We start from the raw sequence: 15021 nt of genomic DNA on the forward strand, positions 1-15021 counted from the left end.
AGAATTCGTGCCGACGAAGGGGTAACAGGTGAAGGATCTGGTCGACACCACGGAGATGTATCTCCGTACCATCTACGACCTCGAGGAGGAGGGCGTGGTGCCCCTGCGCGCCCGGATCGCCGAGCGCCTCGAACAGAGCGGCCCCACCGTCAGCCAGACCGTCGCCCGGATGGAGCGCGACGGTCTGCTGCTGGTCGCCGGCGACCGTCATCTGGAGCTGACCGAGAAGGGGCGCAGCATGGCCGTCGCCGTCATGCGCAAGCACCGGCTGGCCGAACGCCTGCTCGTCGACATCATCGGCCTCGACTGGCAGAACGTGCACGCGGAGGCCTGTCGCTGGGAGCACGTCATGAGTGAGGACGTCGAGCGCCGCCTGGTCGAGGTGCTCAACCACCCCACCACCTCCCCCTACGGCAACCCCATCCCCGGTCTGGACGAACTCGGCATCATTCCGCCCGCCGCCGCCGACGAGACGCTGCTGCGCCTGTCCGACCTGCCGCACGGCCAGCAGCACGCCGTCGTCGTGCGCAGGCTCGCCGAGCACATCCAGACCGACCCCGAGGTCATCGGCCGGCTGCGTGAGGCGGGCGTGGTGCCCGACGCCCGCGTCACGGTGGAGACGAAGGCCGGTTCGGTGGTCATCACGGTGCCCGGCCACGACGGCTTCGAACTGCCCGACGAGATGGCGCACGCCGTCCAGGTGAAGCTGGCCTGACACGTGAAACTTCTCGTCACAGGGGGCGCGGGCTACGTCGGCGGCGTCTGCGCCCAGGTTCTGCTGGAAGCCGGCCACGAAGTGGTCGTGGTCGACGATCTGTCCACCGGTAATGCCGAGGGCGTCCCTTCCGCCGCCCGGTTCGTCCAGGGTGACGTGGCGGTCGCCGCGCCCGCGCTGCTGGATTCCGAACCCTTCGACGGAGTCCTGCATTTCGCGGCGCAGTCGCTGGTCGGCGAGTCGGTGCAGCAGCCGGAGAAGTACTGGCACGGCAATGTGGTGAAGACGTTCGAGTTGCTGGAGGCCATGCGGCGCGCGGGCACGCCGCGGCTGGTCTTCTCCTCCACCGCGGCGGTCTACGGGGAACCGGAACAGGTGCCGATCACCGAGGACGCCCCGACCCGACCGACCAATCCGTACGGCGCGTCGAAGCTGGCCATCGACCACGCCATCACCTCCTACGCGATCGCGCACGGGCTGGCGGCGACCAGCCTGCGGTATTTCAACGTCGCGGGCGCCTACGGCGGGCTGGGCGAGAACCGGGTGGTGGAAACACATCTCATCCCGCTCGTGCTGCAGGTCGCTGCCGGGCACCGCAAGGCGATCTCGGTCTTCGGCACCGATTGGCCCACCCACGACGGCACCGCGGTGCGCGACTACATTCACATCCGCGACCTCGCCGAGGCCCATCTGCTGGCCTTGGCGACCGCGGAAGCGGGCACCCACCGGATCTACAATCTCGGCAGTGGTACCGGATTCTCCGTTCGCGAGGTGATCTCGGCCTGCGAGCGCGTCACCGGCCTGTCGATCGCCGCGCAGGACGCGCCCCGCCGCCCCGGTGACCCGGCGACGCTGATCGCGTCCAGCGAGCGTGCCATCGCCGAACTCGGCTGGCGCCCCGAGCACAACGATCTCGACGAGATCGTCACCGACGCCTGGGCTTTCCTTCAGTCGCTCGGCGCCCGCGCACACAGCGCCAAGTAACCGGCTCCACCGTGCCCGAGTCGGTTCCGCACCGACTCGGGCCGCCGAGACCGCATCACCGCACCGGAGCCGGGACCGTCGCGACGCCGTGTGCCCGGCGGAGGCACTCTGCCTCGCGAAGTCTCCGGAGCCGGTAGGAATCGCCGACTGTCCACCGCCGACCCTTGTCTCCGGCTTCACGACGACGGTGTGCCGAGGTCGACGCCGAGACCGGCGGCGGTCCGATAGCCACTGTGCGCGAGCCGCCGCATCTGTTCCGGACGCATGCCCAGGCGCAGCGAGGTGTCCAGCAGCAGTGCCATCGGGTGACCCGGATCCGCTTCCAGCGCGGCGTCCAGCGCGATGCCCGCCAGCGGCCCGTCGCCACGGACGTAGGCGCTGTATCCGAGCAGAGCGGCCGCCTCGGCGCGGTCCGTGCCCGACAGCGCGCGGGTCAGCGCCGCCCACACCACCTCGGCCGCGGCGGCGTGGTCTCCCACCGCCAAGGCGAACATCGTGTCCCGCACCGCCCGATCACGCAGGGACGCGGCCATTTCGGCCAACTCCGGCGCCAGGAGCTCGGCGCCCGAAGCGGTGTTGGCGATCTGCCACAACATGTGCTCGAGCGCTTGCCTGCTGTACCCGATCGGATCACCGCGACGCGCCGCCACCGCGTAGCGCTCGCGAGCGCGCGCGACCGCGTCCGCAAGATGCGCCGCCACCTCGGCCCGCGCGACCGGATCCGGCGCGACCAGAGCGGTCAGCTCGGAGCGCGAACCGCGGATCGGCCTGCCGTCCAGCACATGGCTCAGCGTCACCAGGGAGGCCGCCGGGTCCCGCAGCACCCCGCGCCGTCGCGGTCCCGTCACCGTCCACCAGCGCTGCCCAGCGGCGATCGACCGCACCGCCCACACTCTCGCGAGGGAGATGTCACACGCGGCCAACCGCCTGCCGAGCGAGCCGACCAGCACGTCGAATCGACCGGCCACGCACGCGGGCCGGTCGTCGCCGGCTTCGGGCTCGACAGCGCGTTCGTCGACGAGGACGGCCAGGACCTCGGCCGCCTCATCGTGCGCACAGATCCGCGCGATCGCGGACGCCAAGGTCGCGCCACGTACCCGCCGCCCGCCGGGCGAATCCAGATCGAACCGCACCACCACGTCGACGATCGCACCACCGCCCGCAGCGTGCCGTAGGACGAGCACGACCACCGACCGTTCCGGGGTGAAGCCCAACATCGCGGGCACGGCGGCGATCAACTCCGCCGGGTCGTCCACACACACGGCCTGCTCCGGGGAATTCCGGAACGGCGGAGGATCGTCGCGGCAGCGGACATCCCGCGCCGGTCGGCTGGAGTGCCACACAGTCGGCCCGTTCGCCGCCGCATGCGAAACAGATTCCGCCACAGTCTTTTCGGCACCGGTGACTTGCACCGTGGCCGCCGGTGGAGCGCCGCATGTCGATCGAGCGTCTATGCCTGCGCCCAGCCGGAGGACGCCGTCCATGCCCGCACTTCTCGCGTCGACCGGTCCGGAAGAGGAAGTTGTCATGCACCGACGATGCGGGGCGCCGGTCACCCGACCCGGACGCCGACCTGGCCGTTCACCCGCCCTGGGGAAATCGATTCGCGCTGTGCACCACTCGACCGACACCGTGCACGGACCGCGATTCGTGTCGGTGCCGCCTGCTACCGTGCCGTCCCGCTATCGTTCGCGCACTTCGCGCACAGCGGTGGCGAACAGCGCGTCCAGCGCGGGGATATCCGGTTCGTCCTCGGCGAAAGACATGTAGGTCACCGTGATCCGCACATCCCCGGACTGCGCGACGCGGGTGCGCATGGATTGGGTCAGCCGCGCGCCACCGGATTCCGGCCGCACGGTCCTGCGCAGCGAGAGGGCGTCGTCGGCGTCGATCGGCGGCGGCGACTCCAGCTCGGTCGTCACGGTGGTGGCGGCGCCGGCCCGGTTCACCCGCACCGATCCGCACTGCCCCAGCCGGTCGCGCAGCGCAGCCAACGGCTCGCCGGTGCGGGTCAATTCGACGGTCAGTGTCGCGCGCGTGACGTCGTCCGTGCCGACCGCCATCGCGGCGTGATCCGGTCCGTAGTCCTGACTCGGCGGCACGCACCTGCTGGGCTGGACGTTCGCACCGCGGCCCATGCCGTCCAGGTCGCCCGCCGCCTGTGCCACGGCCTCCTGGGGCAGCACCACCGCCGTGTACGGCGCGGGGAACTGCGCCGGATCCGGCAGCAGTGTCGGCAGTTCTGCGCTCACGTGCCTGGTCACCGTGGTCGGCGCCGACGAAACCGGGCGCCCCGATACCGTCGACCCGCAGCCTGCCAGCAGCACCGCGCAGATCAGGGGTGCCACCCGGGCCGGCCGCATGCGCTTCGAATCCGCCACGGTCACACCCCCACTGTGCCAAACTCCTGGTGTCCAGTCGGCGATGCCACGCCGCCGGGCCGGGAATGCGCGAGCCACCGATGCTGTTGCCTCGGAGTATGGGTCGGTGTCCGGCCGTGCGCGGTGACCGCCACGGCATGGGGGACAATGGACCGTGGTCCCCGGTTCGGACGACCCGCTCGCTCGCACCACCACCAGCGGTGGTGAACGACCGGGCAGGCAACCACACTGGCGCGTGCGGTACGCGTCCGGGCCGCAGGAGCCGCGCAGGAAGGAGTACGCGATGGACTACGAGTCGCGAATGTACGAATTGGAGTTTCCCGCTCCGCAGCTGTCGTCGGCCGACGGCGCGGGCCCGGTCCTGGTGCACGGGCTGGAAGGTTTCACCGACGCCGGGCATGCGGTGCGTTTGGCGACCACGCATCTGCGCGAGAGCCTCGAGAGTGAACTCGTCGCCTCCTTCGATGTGGACGAGCTGCTGGACTACCGGTCGCGACGTCCGCTCATGACCTTCAAGACCGACCACTTCTCCGAGTACGCCGAGCCGGAACTCAATCTCTGGGCCTTGCGCGACACCGCGGGGACTCCGTTCTTGTTGCTCGCGGGTCTGGAACCGGACCTACGCTGGGAGAAGTTCACCACCGCGGTGCGGTTGCTCGCCGAACAGCTGGGCGTGCGACGCAGCATCGGTCTGAGCGCCATTCCGATGGCGATCCCGCACACTCGCCCGCTCGGCGTCACCGCGCATTCCTCCAACCGCGACCTGATCTCCGACCACCAGCGGTGGCCGGGCGAACTCCAGGTACCGGGCAGCGCGTCGTCGCTGCTGGAATTCCGCATGGCGCAGCACGGGCACGAGTCGGTCGGGTTCTCGGTGCACGTGCCGCACTACTTGGCGCAGACCGCCTACCCGGAGGCCGCGCAGACGCTGCTGGAGAACGTCGCGGACAACGCGGGCCTGGAGTTCCCGCTGGCCGCGCTGGGCGAGGCCGCCGCGCGGGTGCGCGAACAGGTCAACGAGCACATCGCGGGCAACGTCGAGGTGGAGACGGTCGTGCACGCGTTGGAGCGGCAGTACGACAGCTTCGTCACCGCGCAGGAACGGCAGTCGAGCCTGCTGGTGGGTGACGGCGAGTTGCCGAGCGGTGACGAGCTGGGCGCCGAGTTCGAGCGATTCCTCGCCGAGCAGAGCCGCAACAAGGACGACGAGCAGGACTGACCCGCGCCGGGTCCCGATCGCCCCTGCACGCGTGCCCACCGGTGAGGCCGTAGGGTGGTCGGAGTGGATCTGACCGAACTGCTCGACATCCCGGGGACCGACGCCGACGCGCTCTACGAGTCGTTCGGGATGTGGGCCGCCGAGCAGGGCACCCCGCTCTATCCCGCGCAGGACGAGGCACTGCTCGAGCTGGCCTCCGGATCCAACGTCATCCTCGCCACCCCAACCGGTTCCGGTAAATCACTCGTCGCGGTCGGCGCGCATCTGTTCGCGCTGACCCAAGGGGTGCGCAGCTACTACACCGCTCCGATCAAGGCGCTGGTGAGCGAAAAATTCTTCGCCCTCTGCGAGGTGTTCGGGGCCGAACGCGTCGGCATGGTCACCGGCGACGCCGCGGTGAATCCGGAGGCGCCGATCATCTGCGCGACCGCGGAGATCCTGGCCAACCTGGCGCTGCGGGAAGGCGCGGACGCCGCCGTCGGCCAGGTCGTGATGGACGAATTCCATTTCTACGCCGACCCCGACCGGGGGTGGGCCTGGCAGGTCCCGCTGCTCGAACTCCCCCGCGCCCAGTTCCTGCTCATGTCGGCCACGCTCGGTGAGGTCGACTTCTTCGCCCGTGACCTCGAGCGCCGGACCGGGCGCTCCACCGCTGTCGTCGCGGGCACCGAGCGCCCCGTGCCGCTGACCTTCTCCTATGCCCGCACGCCGATCACCGAGACCCTGGAAGAGCTGGTCACCACCCATCAGGCCCCGGTGTACGTGGTGCACTTCACCCAGGCGGCCGCGCTCGAGCGGGCCCAGGCGCTGACCAGTGTGAATTTCGCTACGCGCGCCGAGAAGGACGCGATCGCCGACGCGCTGGGCGAGTTCCGGTTCGCCGCCGGGTTCGGCAAGACCCTGTCGCGGCTGATCCGGCACGGCATCGGCGTACATCACGCGGGCATGCTGCCGAAGTACCGGCGCCTGGTGGAGCGACTCGCCCAGGACGGCTTGCTGAAGGTGGTGTGCGGCACCGACACCCTCGGCGTCGGCATCAACGTGCCCATCCGTACGGTGCTGCTCACCGGGCTGACCAAGTTCGACGGCGTGCGCACCCGCAGGCTCAAGGCGCGGGAGTTCCACCAGATCGCGGGCCGCGCCGGGCGGGCGGGTTACGACACCATGGGTACCGTCGTGGTGCAGGCTCCCGAACACGAGGTGGAGAACACCCGGCTGCTGGCCAAGGCGGGCGACGATCCGAAGAAGCAGCGCAAGGTGCAACGGCGCAAACCGCCGGAAGGCTTCGTCTCCTGGAGCGAGGAGACCTTCGACCGCTTGGTCGCCGCGCAGCCGGAGCCGATGGTGTCGCGTTTCGCGGTCACCAACGCCATGCTGCTGAACGTGATCGCCCGGCCGGGAAATTGCTTCACCGCGATGCGTCACCTGCTGGAGGACAACCACGAGCCGCGTCCCGCCCAGCGCAGGCACATTCTGCGTGCCATCCGGCTGTACCGCGCGCTGCGCGACGCGGGGGTGGTGCAGCAGCTGCCGGAACCGGACGCCCACGGCCGTCGCGCCCGCCTGACCGTCGACCTGCAGCGTGATTTCGCTCTCGATCAGCCGTTGTCGCCGTTCGCGCTGGCCGCGCTTGACCTGCTGGACAAACAATCCCCGAGTTATACCCTCGACGTGGTGTCGCTCATCGAATCCACCCTGGAGGATCCGCGCCAGTTGCTGATGGCCCAGCAGCACAAGGCGCGCGGCGAGGCGATCGCGGAGATGAAGGCCGACGGCATCGACTACGACGAGCGCATGGAGCTGCTCGAAGAGGTCACCTGGCCCAAGCCGCTGGCCGAGCTCATCGAACCGGCCTACGAGACCTATCGCGCGGGGCACCCCTGGGTGTCGGAGTTCGCGCCCGCGCCGAAGTCGGTGGTCCGCGACATGGTCGAACGAGCCATGACCTTCGCGGAGCTGATCTCCTTCTACGAGCTGGCCCGCTCCGAGGGCGTGGTGCTGCGCTATCTCGCCGACGCCTACCGCGCGCTGCGGCGCACGGTGCCCGATGCGGCGCGCACCGAGGAACTCGACGACATCACCGAATGGCTCGGAGAGCTTGTCCGCCAAGTAGATTCGAGCCTGCTCGACGAATGGGAGCAACTGACCAATCCGGGTGCGGAGACCGACGCCGACCAGGTCGCGTTCGGCGCGGAGACGGTGCGCCCGATCTCGGCGAACGAGCGCGCGTTCCGGGTCATGGTCCGCAACGCGATGTTCCGCCGCGTCGAGCTGGCCGCGCTGCGGCGCTGGGACGAGCTGGCCGAGCTCGGCCCCGGCCCGGATTGGGCGGAGGCTTTCGCGGACTACTACGCGGAATATGAGCGAATCGGCACGGGCCCCGACGCCAGGGGCCCGCAGCTGTTCCAAGTGGAACGAAGACCCGGATTCTGGCATGTGCGGCAGGTGCTCGACGACCCGGCGGGCGACCACGGCTGGTCGATCGACGCGGTGGTCGACCTGGCCGAGTCCGACGCCGCGGGCGAGGTCGTCTTCGATGACGTCGCGGTGTCCGCCGGCTGAGCCCGCATCGGCCATCGGTCCGGTATCCACGCAGGTCAGCGGCTCCTTCGTGCTGGCATAACGAGGGTGCGCGACCATGTGGCGAACCCAGGTTTCGACGGATTCGTTTCTGGGTACGGGCCGCTGATACTCTCTCCCCCGCTGCCCAAGCGAAAGATCAACTATGCCCGAATCGCCGTACCTTGTCATCCATCCCGAGCGTGTCCGCCGGAATTACCGCGCGCTCGATGCCGCCCTGTCCACGGGTGACGGCGTCGCGACGAGGATTCGTTTCGCCGTGAAGGCGAGCCCGGTGCCGGAAATCGTGCGCCTGCTCGACGAGGAAGGCGCGGAATTCGACGTCGCCAGCATCGGTGAGATCGACCTGTGCCTCGGGCTGGGTGTGGCTCCGCAGCGGCTGTGCTACGGCAACCCGATCAAGAAAGCCGCGCACATCGCCCGGTCCTACGCACTGGGGGTGCGGCGCTACGCCTTCGACACCGAGGACGACCTGCTGCGGATCGCCGAGCACGCACCCGGCTCCGAGGTGGAGTGCCGCTTCCTCGCCTCGGCGCCGGAGTCGCGCACGCCGTTCGGCACGAAGTTCGGCTGCAGCCCGGGTGAGTCGTTCCGGCTGCTGGTCCGGGCCAGGGATCTGGGGCTGGTCGTCGCCGGGCCGTACTTCCATGTCGGCTCCCAGCAACTGGACCCCACCGCGTGGCGGATCGGCATCGAGCAGGCAGGCCGGATCGCCGAGGCACTGGCCGACAAGGACATCGCGGTGAGCTCGGTGAACATCGGCGGCGGGCTGCCGATCTCCTACGCCGACCCGGCGCCCGCGCTGGGCGAGATCGCCGCGGTGGTCAAGCACGCTGCGGCCGAATTCCTCTCCGGGACAACCGGATTGGTCGTCGAACCCGGCCGGGCACTGGTCGGTTCGGCGGGCACGATTCACACCGAGGTCGTCGGCGTCCGCACCGCGCCGGACGGCCGGCGCTGGGTGTATCTCGACATCGGCCGCTACAACGGCATGGCCGAGACCGAGAACGAGTACATCGCCTACCGGTTCCGCACCGACCGCGACGGCGACCCCGTCGACGAGGCGGTGGTGGCCGGTCCGACCTGCGACGGCGACGATGTACTGTATCAACGCACGCGAGTCCTCCTACCGACCACGTTGCGAGCCGGTGATCGCGTTCGAATCCTCGACACCGGTGCCTATACCGCGAGCTATTCGTCGGTGTCCTTCAATGGTTTTCCGCCCTTGACCGTTCATGTCTCGGGCGCTGAGCGAGAGTGAGTTTGCCCATGACGGCGGAATTCACCGGTTGGCATGTGCTGGCCGAGTTCGGTGGTGTCGACGCAGATCTCTGCGACGATCTCGAACGACTCGAATCGGCGTTGCGTGAGTCTCTGATCGCGGCGGGCGTCACTATCTGCGATGTCGTACACAAGAAGTTCGAACCGCAGGGGGTGACCGTCCTCGCGCTGTTGTCGGAGTCCCACGCCTCGATTCACACTTATCCGGAGTCCGGCGACATCTTCGTCGACGTGTTCACCTGCGGCAGCATCGGCGCGGGCGCGTCGAAGGCGGTCGAGCTGCTTCGGGACGCGTTGGCTCCCAAGGATGTTCGCATGCAGGTCATCCGCAGGGGGCACGGTAGCCAGCGGATCGAGGAGCCGGTGGGCGCGGGTCTGACCCGCATCTGGGACCTGCACGAGGTGATCGTCGACACCCACACCCCCTACCAGCACATGGTCATCGCGCGGACCGAGCAGGGCATCAGCCTGTTCTCCGACGACGACCGCCAGTCCACCGAGTTCTCCCAGCTCACCTACCACGAGGCGATGATGGTGCCCGCCTTCGTGCTGGCCGAGAAGCTGGACAAGGTGCTCATCATCGGTTCCGGCGAGGGCGTGGCCAGTCAGATGTCGGTGGCCGCGGGCGCCACCCACGTCGACCACGTCGACATCGACCGGCTCGAGGTGGAGTTGTGCGCCGAGCACCTGCCCTACGGGTACTCCACCGACGAACTGGCCGCCGCCGTCAAGGGCGAAGGGCCGATCAAGGTGCACTACGCCGACGGCTGGGACTTCCTGGCCACGGCCGAGCAGGCGGGCACCCGCTACGACGTCGTCGTGATCGACCTCCCGGACGAGCGTGTGGAGGACGCGCAGCACAATCGCCTCTACGAGGCGGAGTTCCTGTCCCGATGTCGTGCGCTGCTCGCGCCCGGCGGCGTGCTGTGCGCCCAGGCCGGTTGCGCGACCATGTGGCGCAACGAGACCTTGAAGCGGTCCTGGCAGCGTTTCCACGAGCAGTTCGGCACCGTCGTGCACTACGGCAGCGACGAGCACGAGTGGTCGTTCCTCTTCGGCCTGGTGGACGCGGTGGAGGACCCGGTCGGCGCGATGACCGATCGTCTGGCGCTGCTGCCCTACCAGCCCGAGACCATCGACGCGCGGGCGCTGGTGCGCGGCGCGATCGAACCGCACGCCCTGCGGGTCTAGGCGACGACGCCGAGTGCGCCGGTTCCGGTCGAACCGGCGCATTCGGCGTTCTCCGGTCAGAGCCGTGCCGAGTCCGCCGGCGGCTGCTGTGGTGCGGCGGCTTGCTTCGGTTCCTCGCCGCTGGGCCCGAACACCGTGCTGTTTTTCGCGGTTCAGGAACGCTGCCGCTCGCGCCACCGTTCGACGTCGACCCCACCCACACCCCAGTTCGACAGGGGCACCTCGTCGATCACGACATACGTGCTCGCGGGTGCCTTGCCGAGCACCTCTTGCAGTAGATCCGTGACGCCCTCGATAAGCCGTGCCTTCTGCTCGCGAGTGACGCCGTCATCGGTGACTTTGATGTTGACGTAAGGCATTTCAAGCCGCCCTTCCCGAGATGAACCCGCCGTCGACGGGGAGAATGTGTCCGGTCGTGAACTCCGCGTCGGCCAGATACAGCACCGCGGCGGTTGTTTCGGCGACTTCGCCGATGCGGTTCAACAGCGCGAGTCCGGCCGAGGCCGATTCGTCTCCGTCGCCGAACAGCGGGGTGCGGATGATGCCGGGAGCGACCGCGTTGACCCGGATCCTGTCGGCCGCGAGTTCGGCGGCGAGGCTGGTGGTCAGCGCGTGGACGCCGCCCTTGCTGACCAAGGCCGCCGTGGCGGGCAGCCCGGCGAGGGCATGGTCGATCAGGACCGTGCCGATGTTCACGATGCTGCCGCCGCGCGCCTGCGTCAGGAACCTCCGCACTACGGCCTGCGTGGTGAAATAGGTGCCTTTGAGGTTGCCGTTCAGATAGCCGTCCAGGTCCGGCTCGGTGACGTCCACGAATGGTTTCGCCCCGAAGGTGCCCGCGTTGTTGACCAGCACGTCCACGCCGCCGAATCGCTCGACGGCGACACCGACCAAGGCCGCTCCGGTCGTGGCTGCGCCGATGTCGCCCGCCACCGTGGCCACTCGCTGCGGCGCGCCCAGCTCGGCGGCCACCCGCGCCAGTTTCTGCTCGTCCCGCCCGTTCAGCACGACGTTGTCGCCGCGTTCCGCGAACGCCCGCGCGATGTCGCGACCGATCCCGCTGGAGGATCCGGTCACGATGACCGTTTTCGCCATTTCCATCCCTTCTCTATACGACCGGTCGTCTTCGAACTGGCAGCCGAGACGCCGGATAGGTGTGCCGCCTCGAAATCAGGGCAGGAAGTAGTCGCCGAGCAAGCGATCCAGGCACTTGTGCAGCGGCGTGAGGGTGCGCTCCATCTTCATCCGGATCACCGCCCCCTCCCAGGCTTCGAGCAGTAGATCGGCCAGCTCACCCGCGTCGATGTCGGCGCGGATCATGCCGAGGCGCTGGCCCTGCGCGAGTTGCTCGGCGACGCGATCGCGCCACGCGTTCCACGCCGCCGACAGCGAGTGCCGCAAGAGATCGCTGCCTTCGAGTTCACCCCCGAGATTCGCGATGAGGCAGCCGCCGGTGAACTCGGCCGCTACGAAATCGTCCATCAACCGCGCGAAGAACGCCCGCAGGGCGCTCACCGGATCCGGGGCGGCACCGAACGCCTCGGTCAGATTGCGCTGCACGCACTGGGAATGATGCTCGATGATCGCGCGCCCGAAACTCTCCTTGCTGTCGAAGTAGTTGTAGAACGAACCCTTCGGCACGCCGACCTTGTCGAGGATCTGCTTGATCCCGGTGCCGTGGTAGCCATTGGTCAGGAACCCGGCAGCACCCTCTTCTACGAGAAGCCGCCGGGTGTCGGCACTGCGCCGGGGTCGTGCCATGCGCTCAATATACGACCGGTCGTCTTGAAATTACAAGCGCGGTCGTCATCCGAGGGACCCCGCCCATCCGGGCCCGGCCGAACCGCCGAAGCCTTCCGGATCCTGCCGCCACCGGGCGGACCGAGCGGCGAAATCCCGGAGGTGCACGGCGGCGAACCGATCCCGGTCCCAATCCGCAGGATCCGCCGACACGGTCCAGGCATAGGTCCACACCGGAGTATCCCGGCCATCGACGCGCACTCGGCGCAAGTCGTACTCGTCGTCCTCGAACGCGTCGAGGATCACCCACTCCGCAGCGGTGAGACCGCTCAGCACAGCGCCGCGAGTGAGTCCCCGCGCCGCGGCGACAAGCCCCGGATAGAGCCGTCGAGGCAGCGCGGCAGCGCGCCATCCGGTCAACTCGGCCGGTTCGAGCACGGGAACTCGCCCGAGCAGCGTCTCCAGCACCTCGGGGAACTGCAGCGTGCCATAGGCGAACAACGCGTGGTCCATCCCGAACAGGCCGCTCAGCCGCCCTTCTCCCAGCGCCGCCGGTTCCACTTCGCCACTCCTCTCACCTGCCACCGCCGCGCCCCCACAGCTTCACATCGGCCGCTGAGCCCGAACGATGGCGGCCAGATATTCGTAATCCTCGGCGCGGGCGCTGGAAGTACGGAACACCAGGCCGATGGTGCGGCCGGGCGCGGGCGTAGCGAAGTGGGCGACATCCAATGTGCCGCTCGCGGTTTCCGTCGCGACGGCCATCTGCGGAATCAAGGTCACCCCGAGTCCGCCCGCGACGCACTGCACCACGGTGGACAAGGACGCGGCCCTGGTGTCGCCGACGGCCGCCGGGTGCACGTCGGCCGAGCGGCACGCCTCCAATGCCTGATCACGCAGGCAGTGCCCCTCGTCCAGCAACAGCAGCGGCTGGGCGTCCAGCACCGCCGCCGCGAGGTCGGTGCGCCCGGCCAGCTCGTGACCGCGCGGAGTGACCAGCACGAACTCCTCTGCGTAGAGCGGAATTTCGACCAGACCGGGCATCTCGGTGGGGACGGCCAGCAACGCGACGTCCAGCACGCCGGTGCGCAACCCGTCCAGCAGCCGCGCGGTCTGGTCCTCGACGATCTGCGGGCGCAACTCGGGCAGCCGCTTGCGCAGTTCCGGCAGCAACCCGGGCAGCACATAGGGAGCGACCGTCGGGATGATGCCCATGCGCAGCGTGCCGCCGAGTCCGTCCCCGGTCGCCGACGCGACGAAGCGGTCGGCGGCCTCCAGGGTCGCCATCGCCTTGGGCAGCAAGCGCATTCCCGCGGCGGTCACCAGCACCCGTCGGGTGCTGCGCTCGATCAGCTGGAGCCCGAGCCCCTGTTCGAGGGCCGCGAGCGCCTGCGATAACGTGGGCTGACTCACACCGAGACGGGCGGCCGCGGTGCCGAAATGGCGATATTCCGCGATCGCCACGAACGCACGCAGCTGTGACAGGGTGGGCTGATAAGTCTGATCAGTCACTCCTATCAGTGTAGTGCGACTGATCACCTTTACCTTTCAGCAGCCCTTGGGCAAGATCGCCCGTGAGCTTTTCACCCGCGGTGTGAGTCGGGTCCGAGGCGGTGGCTCACATAACCGCAACGACCTCGCAATACCGCAGAACACAGTTGGCAACCCACTGACGAGGAGAGAGCATGGCCCTGCTGACCATCGGCGACCAGTTCCCGGCATACAACCTCACCGCGGTCATCGGCGGTGACCTGTCGAAGGTCGACGCTCAGCAGCCCGACGACTACTTCACCCGGATCACCAGCGACGACCACGCCGGCAAGTGGCGGATCGTCTTCTTCTGGCCGAAGGACTTCACTTTCGTGTGCCCGACGGAGATCGCCGCGTTCGGCAAGCTGAACGAGGAGTTCGAGGACCGCGACGCGCAGGTGCTCGGCGCGTCGGTGGACAACGAGTTCGTGCACTTCCAGTGGCGCGCGCAGCACGAGGACCTCAAGACGCTTCCCTTCCCGATCCTGTCGGACCTCAAGCGCGAATTGGCCACGGCCACCGGCGTGCTCAACGCCGACGGCGTCGCCGACCGCGCCACCTTCATCGTCGACCCGAACAACGAGATCCAGTTCGTCTCGGTCACCGCCGGTTCGGTCGGCCGCAACGTCGACGAGGTGCTGCGGGTGCTGGACGCGCTGCAGTCCGACGAACTGTGCGCCTGCAACTGGAAGAAGGGCGACCCCACCATCAACGCCGCCGAACTTCTGGCCGCCAGCGTCTGAACATCGCGCGTCACCGTCACCACACCATCGAAAACCGCCCTGGTCCCGTAGGGGACCGATTCGAGTAGAGGAATCGCCGCATGAGCATTGAGAACCTGAAGAACTCCCTTCCCGAGTACGCCAAGGACCTCAAGCTCAACCTTTCATCACTCGCGCGCACCACCGTGCTGAACGAGCAGCAGCTGTGGGGCACCCTGCTGGCGTCGGCGGCCGCGACCCGGTCGACGACCACGCTGCGCGAGATCGCCGAGGAAGCCGCCGACGTCCTGTCGGCGGAGGCGTACAACGCCGCGCTCGGCGCCGCCTCGATCATGGGCATGAACAACGTGTTCTACCGAGGCAAGGCGTTCCTCGGCGGCCGCTACGACGACCTGCGGGCCGGTCTGCGCATGCAGATCATCGGCACGCCGGGCGTCGACAAGACCGACTTCGAACTCTGGTCGTTCGCGGTCTCCTCGATCAACGGTTGCGCGCACTGCCTCGAGGCGCATGAGCACACGCTGCGCGAAGCGGGGGTGTCCCGCGAAGTGATCTTCGAATCGCTGCGTGCCGCCGCCATCGTGGCCGGTGTCGGCCAGGCGGTGCAGTCGACCGAGGCCCTCAGCCCGGCGGCGATCTGATTTCGCTGAAAAAGAGGCCCCTGTCCGGCGGCAGGGG

Annotated in this window: 15 protein-coding genes; 8 read left to right on the forward strand and 7 right to left on the reverse strand. The window is 68.7% G+C overall.

Annotated elements, in window-relative coordinates:
- Nucleotides 1–28 precede the first annotated feature (28 nt).
- Nucleotides 29–715 carry a metal-dependent transcriptional regulator gene (locus tag GVY64_RS02070; protein ID WP_159838084.1) on the forward strand — a complete coding sequence of 229 codons (687 nt, stop codon included), beginning with the start codon at nucleotides 29–31 and terminating at the stop codon, nucleotides 713–715.
- A gap of 3 nt (nucleotides 716–718) precedes the next feature.
- On the forward strand, nucleotides 719–1699 hold the full coding sequence (galE, locus tag GVY64_RS02075) for a UDP-glucose 4-epimerase GalE (RefSeq protein WP_159838086.1): 981 nt from the start codon (nucleotides 719–721) through the stop codon (nucleotides 1697–1699).
- 176 nt (nucleotides 1700–1875) lie between these two features.
- Here the strand turns inward: galE and GVY64_RS02080 are convergent, their stop codons facing one another.
- Together GVY64_RS02080 and GVY64_RS02085 are read right to left on the reverse strand one after the other, a co-directional pair.
- Nucleotides 1876–2961: a DUF4192 domain-containing protein gene (locus tag GVY64_RS02080; RefSeq protein WP_236566541.1), complete on the reverse strand. Its 1086-nt coding sequence runs from the start codon at nucleotides 2959–2961 to the stop codon at nucleotides 1876–1878.
- A 420-nt stretch (nucleotides 2962–3381) separates the two neighbouring features.
- A complete protein-coding gene (locus GVY64_RS02085; protein ID WP_159838088.1) occupies nucleotides 3382–4086 on the reverse strand; it encodes a sensor domain-containing protein in 705 nt (234 codons plus the stop codon).
- A gap of 277 nt (nucleotides 4087–4363) precedes the next feature.
- Here GVY64_RS02085 and GVY64_RS02090 point away from each other — a divergent pair, with 277 nt between their 5' ends.
- The 4 genes from GVY64_RS02090 (at nucleotide 4364) to speD (ending at nucleotide 10351) form a co-directional block, all read left to right on the forward strand.
- A complete protein-coding gene (locus GVY64_RS02090) occupies nucleotides 4364–5299 on the forward strand; it encodes a PAC2 family protein (protein WP_159838090.1) in 936 nt (311 codons plus the stop codon).
- Nucleotides 5300–5362: 63 nt separating this feature from the next.
- Nucleotides 5363–7861, forward strand: coding sequence for a DEAD/DEAH box helicase (locus GVY64_RS02095; RefSeq protein WP_159838092.1), 2499 nt, complete (start codon nucleotides 5363–5365; stop codon nucleotides 7859–7861).
- Nucleotides 7862–8024: 163 nt separating this feature from the next.
- On the forward strand, nucleotides 8025–9140 hold the full coding sequence (locus tag GVY64_RS02100) for a type III PLP-dependent enzyme (RefSeq protein ID WP_159838094.1): 1116 nt from the start codon (nucleotides 8025–8027) through the stop codon (nucleotides 9138–9140).
- An 8-nt stretch (nucleotides 9141–9148) separates the two neighbouring features.
- Nucleotides 9149–10351: an adenosylmethionine decarboxylase gene (gene speD, locus GVY64_RS02105; protein ID WP_159838096.1), complete on the forward strand. Its 1203-nt coding sequence runs from the start codon at nucleotides 9149–9151 to the stop codon at nucleotides 10349–10351.
- Between the two features lie 152 nt (nucleotides 10352–10503).
- On the opposite strand, the gene GVY64_RS02110 is transcribed toward speD, so the two are convergent.
- From GVY64_RS02110 to GVY64_RS02130, 5 genes are all read right to left on the reverse strand, one after another.
- Nucleotides 10504–10710, reverse strand: coding sequence for a tautomerase family protein (locus tag GVY64_RS02110; protein ID WP_159838098.1), 207 nt, complete (start codon nucleotides 10708–10710; stop codon nucleotides 10504–10506).
- A gap of 1 nt (nucleotide 10711) precedes the next feature.
- On the reverse strand, nucleotides 10712–11452 hold the full coding sequence (locus tag GVY64_RS02115) for an SDR family NAD(P)-dependent oxidoreductase (protein WP_159838100.1): 741 nt from the start codon (nucleotides 11450–11452) through the stop codon (nucleotides 10712–10714).
- A gap of 69 nt (nucleotides 11453–11521) precedes the next feature.
- The gene (locus tag GVY64_RS02120) at nucleotides 11522–12112 is read right to left on the reverse strand and encodes a TetR/AcrR family transcriptional regulator (protein WP_201297853.1); all 591 of its coding nucleotides are present in this window, start codon (nucleotides 12110–12112) and stop codon (nucleotides 11522–11524) included.
- Nucleotides 12113–12157: 45 nt separating this feature from the next.
- Nucleotides 12158–12652, reverse strand: a complete 495-nt coding sequence (locus GVY64_RS02125) for a gamma-glutamylcyclotransferase family protein (protein ID WP_201297854.1) — start codon at nucleotides 12650–12652, stop codon at nucleotides 12158–12160.
- 42 nt (nucleotides 12653–12694) lie between these two features.
- Complete coding sequence (locus GVY64_RS02130) at nucleotides 12695–13603, reverse strand: hydrogen peroxide-inducible genes activator (RefSeq protein WP_159838102.1); 909 nt, start codon at nucleotides 13601–13603, stop codon at nucleotides 12695–12697.
- A 173-nt stretch (nucleotides 13604–13776) separates the two neighbouring features.
- On the opposite strand from GVY64_RS02130, the gene GVY64_RS02135 reads away from it, so the two are divergent.
- Nucleotides 13777–14364, forward strand: coding sequence for a peroxiredoxin (locus GVY64_RS02135; RefSeq protein WP_159838104.1), 588 nt, complete (start codon nucleotides 13777–13779; stop codon nucleotides 14362–14364).
- An 80-nt stretch (nucleotides 14365–14444) separates the two neighbouring features.
- A complete protein-coding gene (locus tag GVY64_RS02140; RefSeq protein WP_159838106.1) occupies nucleotides 14445–14984 on the forward strand; it encodes an alkyl hydroperoxide reductase in 540 nt (179 codons plus the stop codon).
- Nucleotides 14985–15021 lie beyond the last annotated feature (37 nt).

It is taken from the genome of Nocardia sp. CY41 (assembly GCF_009829325.1).
GTDB lineage: Bacteria > Actinomycetota > Actinomycetes > Mycobacteriales > Mycobacteriaceae > Nocardia.

Bases quoted from the DNA above. Each gene is read 5' to 3' on its own strand.
- GVY64_RS02090 (WP_159838090.1), top strand. From the start codon at position 4,364: ATGGACTACGAGTCGCGAATGTACGAATTGGAGTTTCCCGCTCCGCAG.
- GVY64_RS02100 (WP_159838094.1), top strand. From the start codon at position 8,025: ATGCCCGAATCGCCGTACCTTGTCATCCATCCCGAGCGTGTCCGCCGG.
- speD (WP_159838096.1), top strand. From the start codon at position 9,149: ATGACGGCGGAATTCACCGGTTGGCATGTGCTGGCCGAGTTCGGTGGT.
- GVY64_RS02110 (WP_159838098.1), bottom strand. From the start codon at position 10,710: ATGCCTTACGTCAACATCAAAGTCACCGATGACGGCGTCACTCGCGAG.
- GVY64_RS02115 (WP_159838100.1), bottom strand. From the start codon at position 11,452: ATGGAAATGGCGAAAACGGTCATCGTGACCGGATCCTCCAGCGGGATC.
- GVY64_RS02120 (WP_201297853.1), bottom strand. From the start codon at position 12,112: ATGGCACGACCCCGGCGCAGTGCCGACACCCGGCGGCTTCTCGTAGAA.
- GVY64_RS02135 (WP_159838104.1), top strand. From the start codon at position 13,777: ATGGCCCTGCTGACCATCGGCGACCAGTTCCCGGCATACAACCTCACC.
- GVY64_RS02140 (WP_159838106.1), top strand. From the start codon at position 14,445: ATGAGCATTGAGAACCTGAAGAACTCCCTTCCCGAGTACGCCAAGGAC.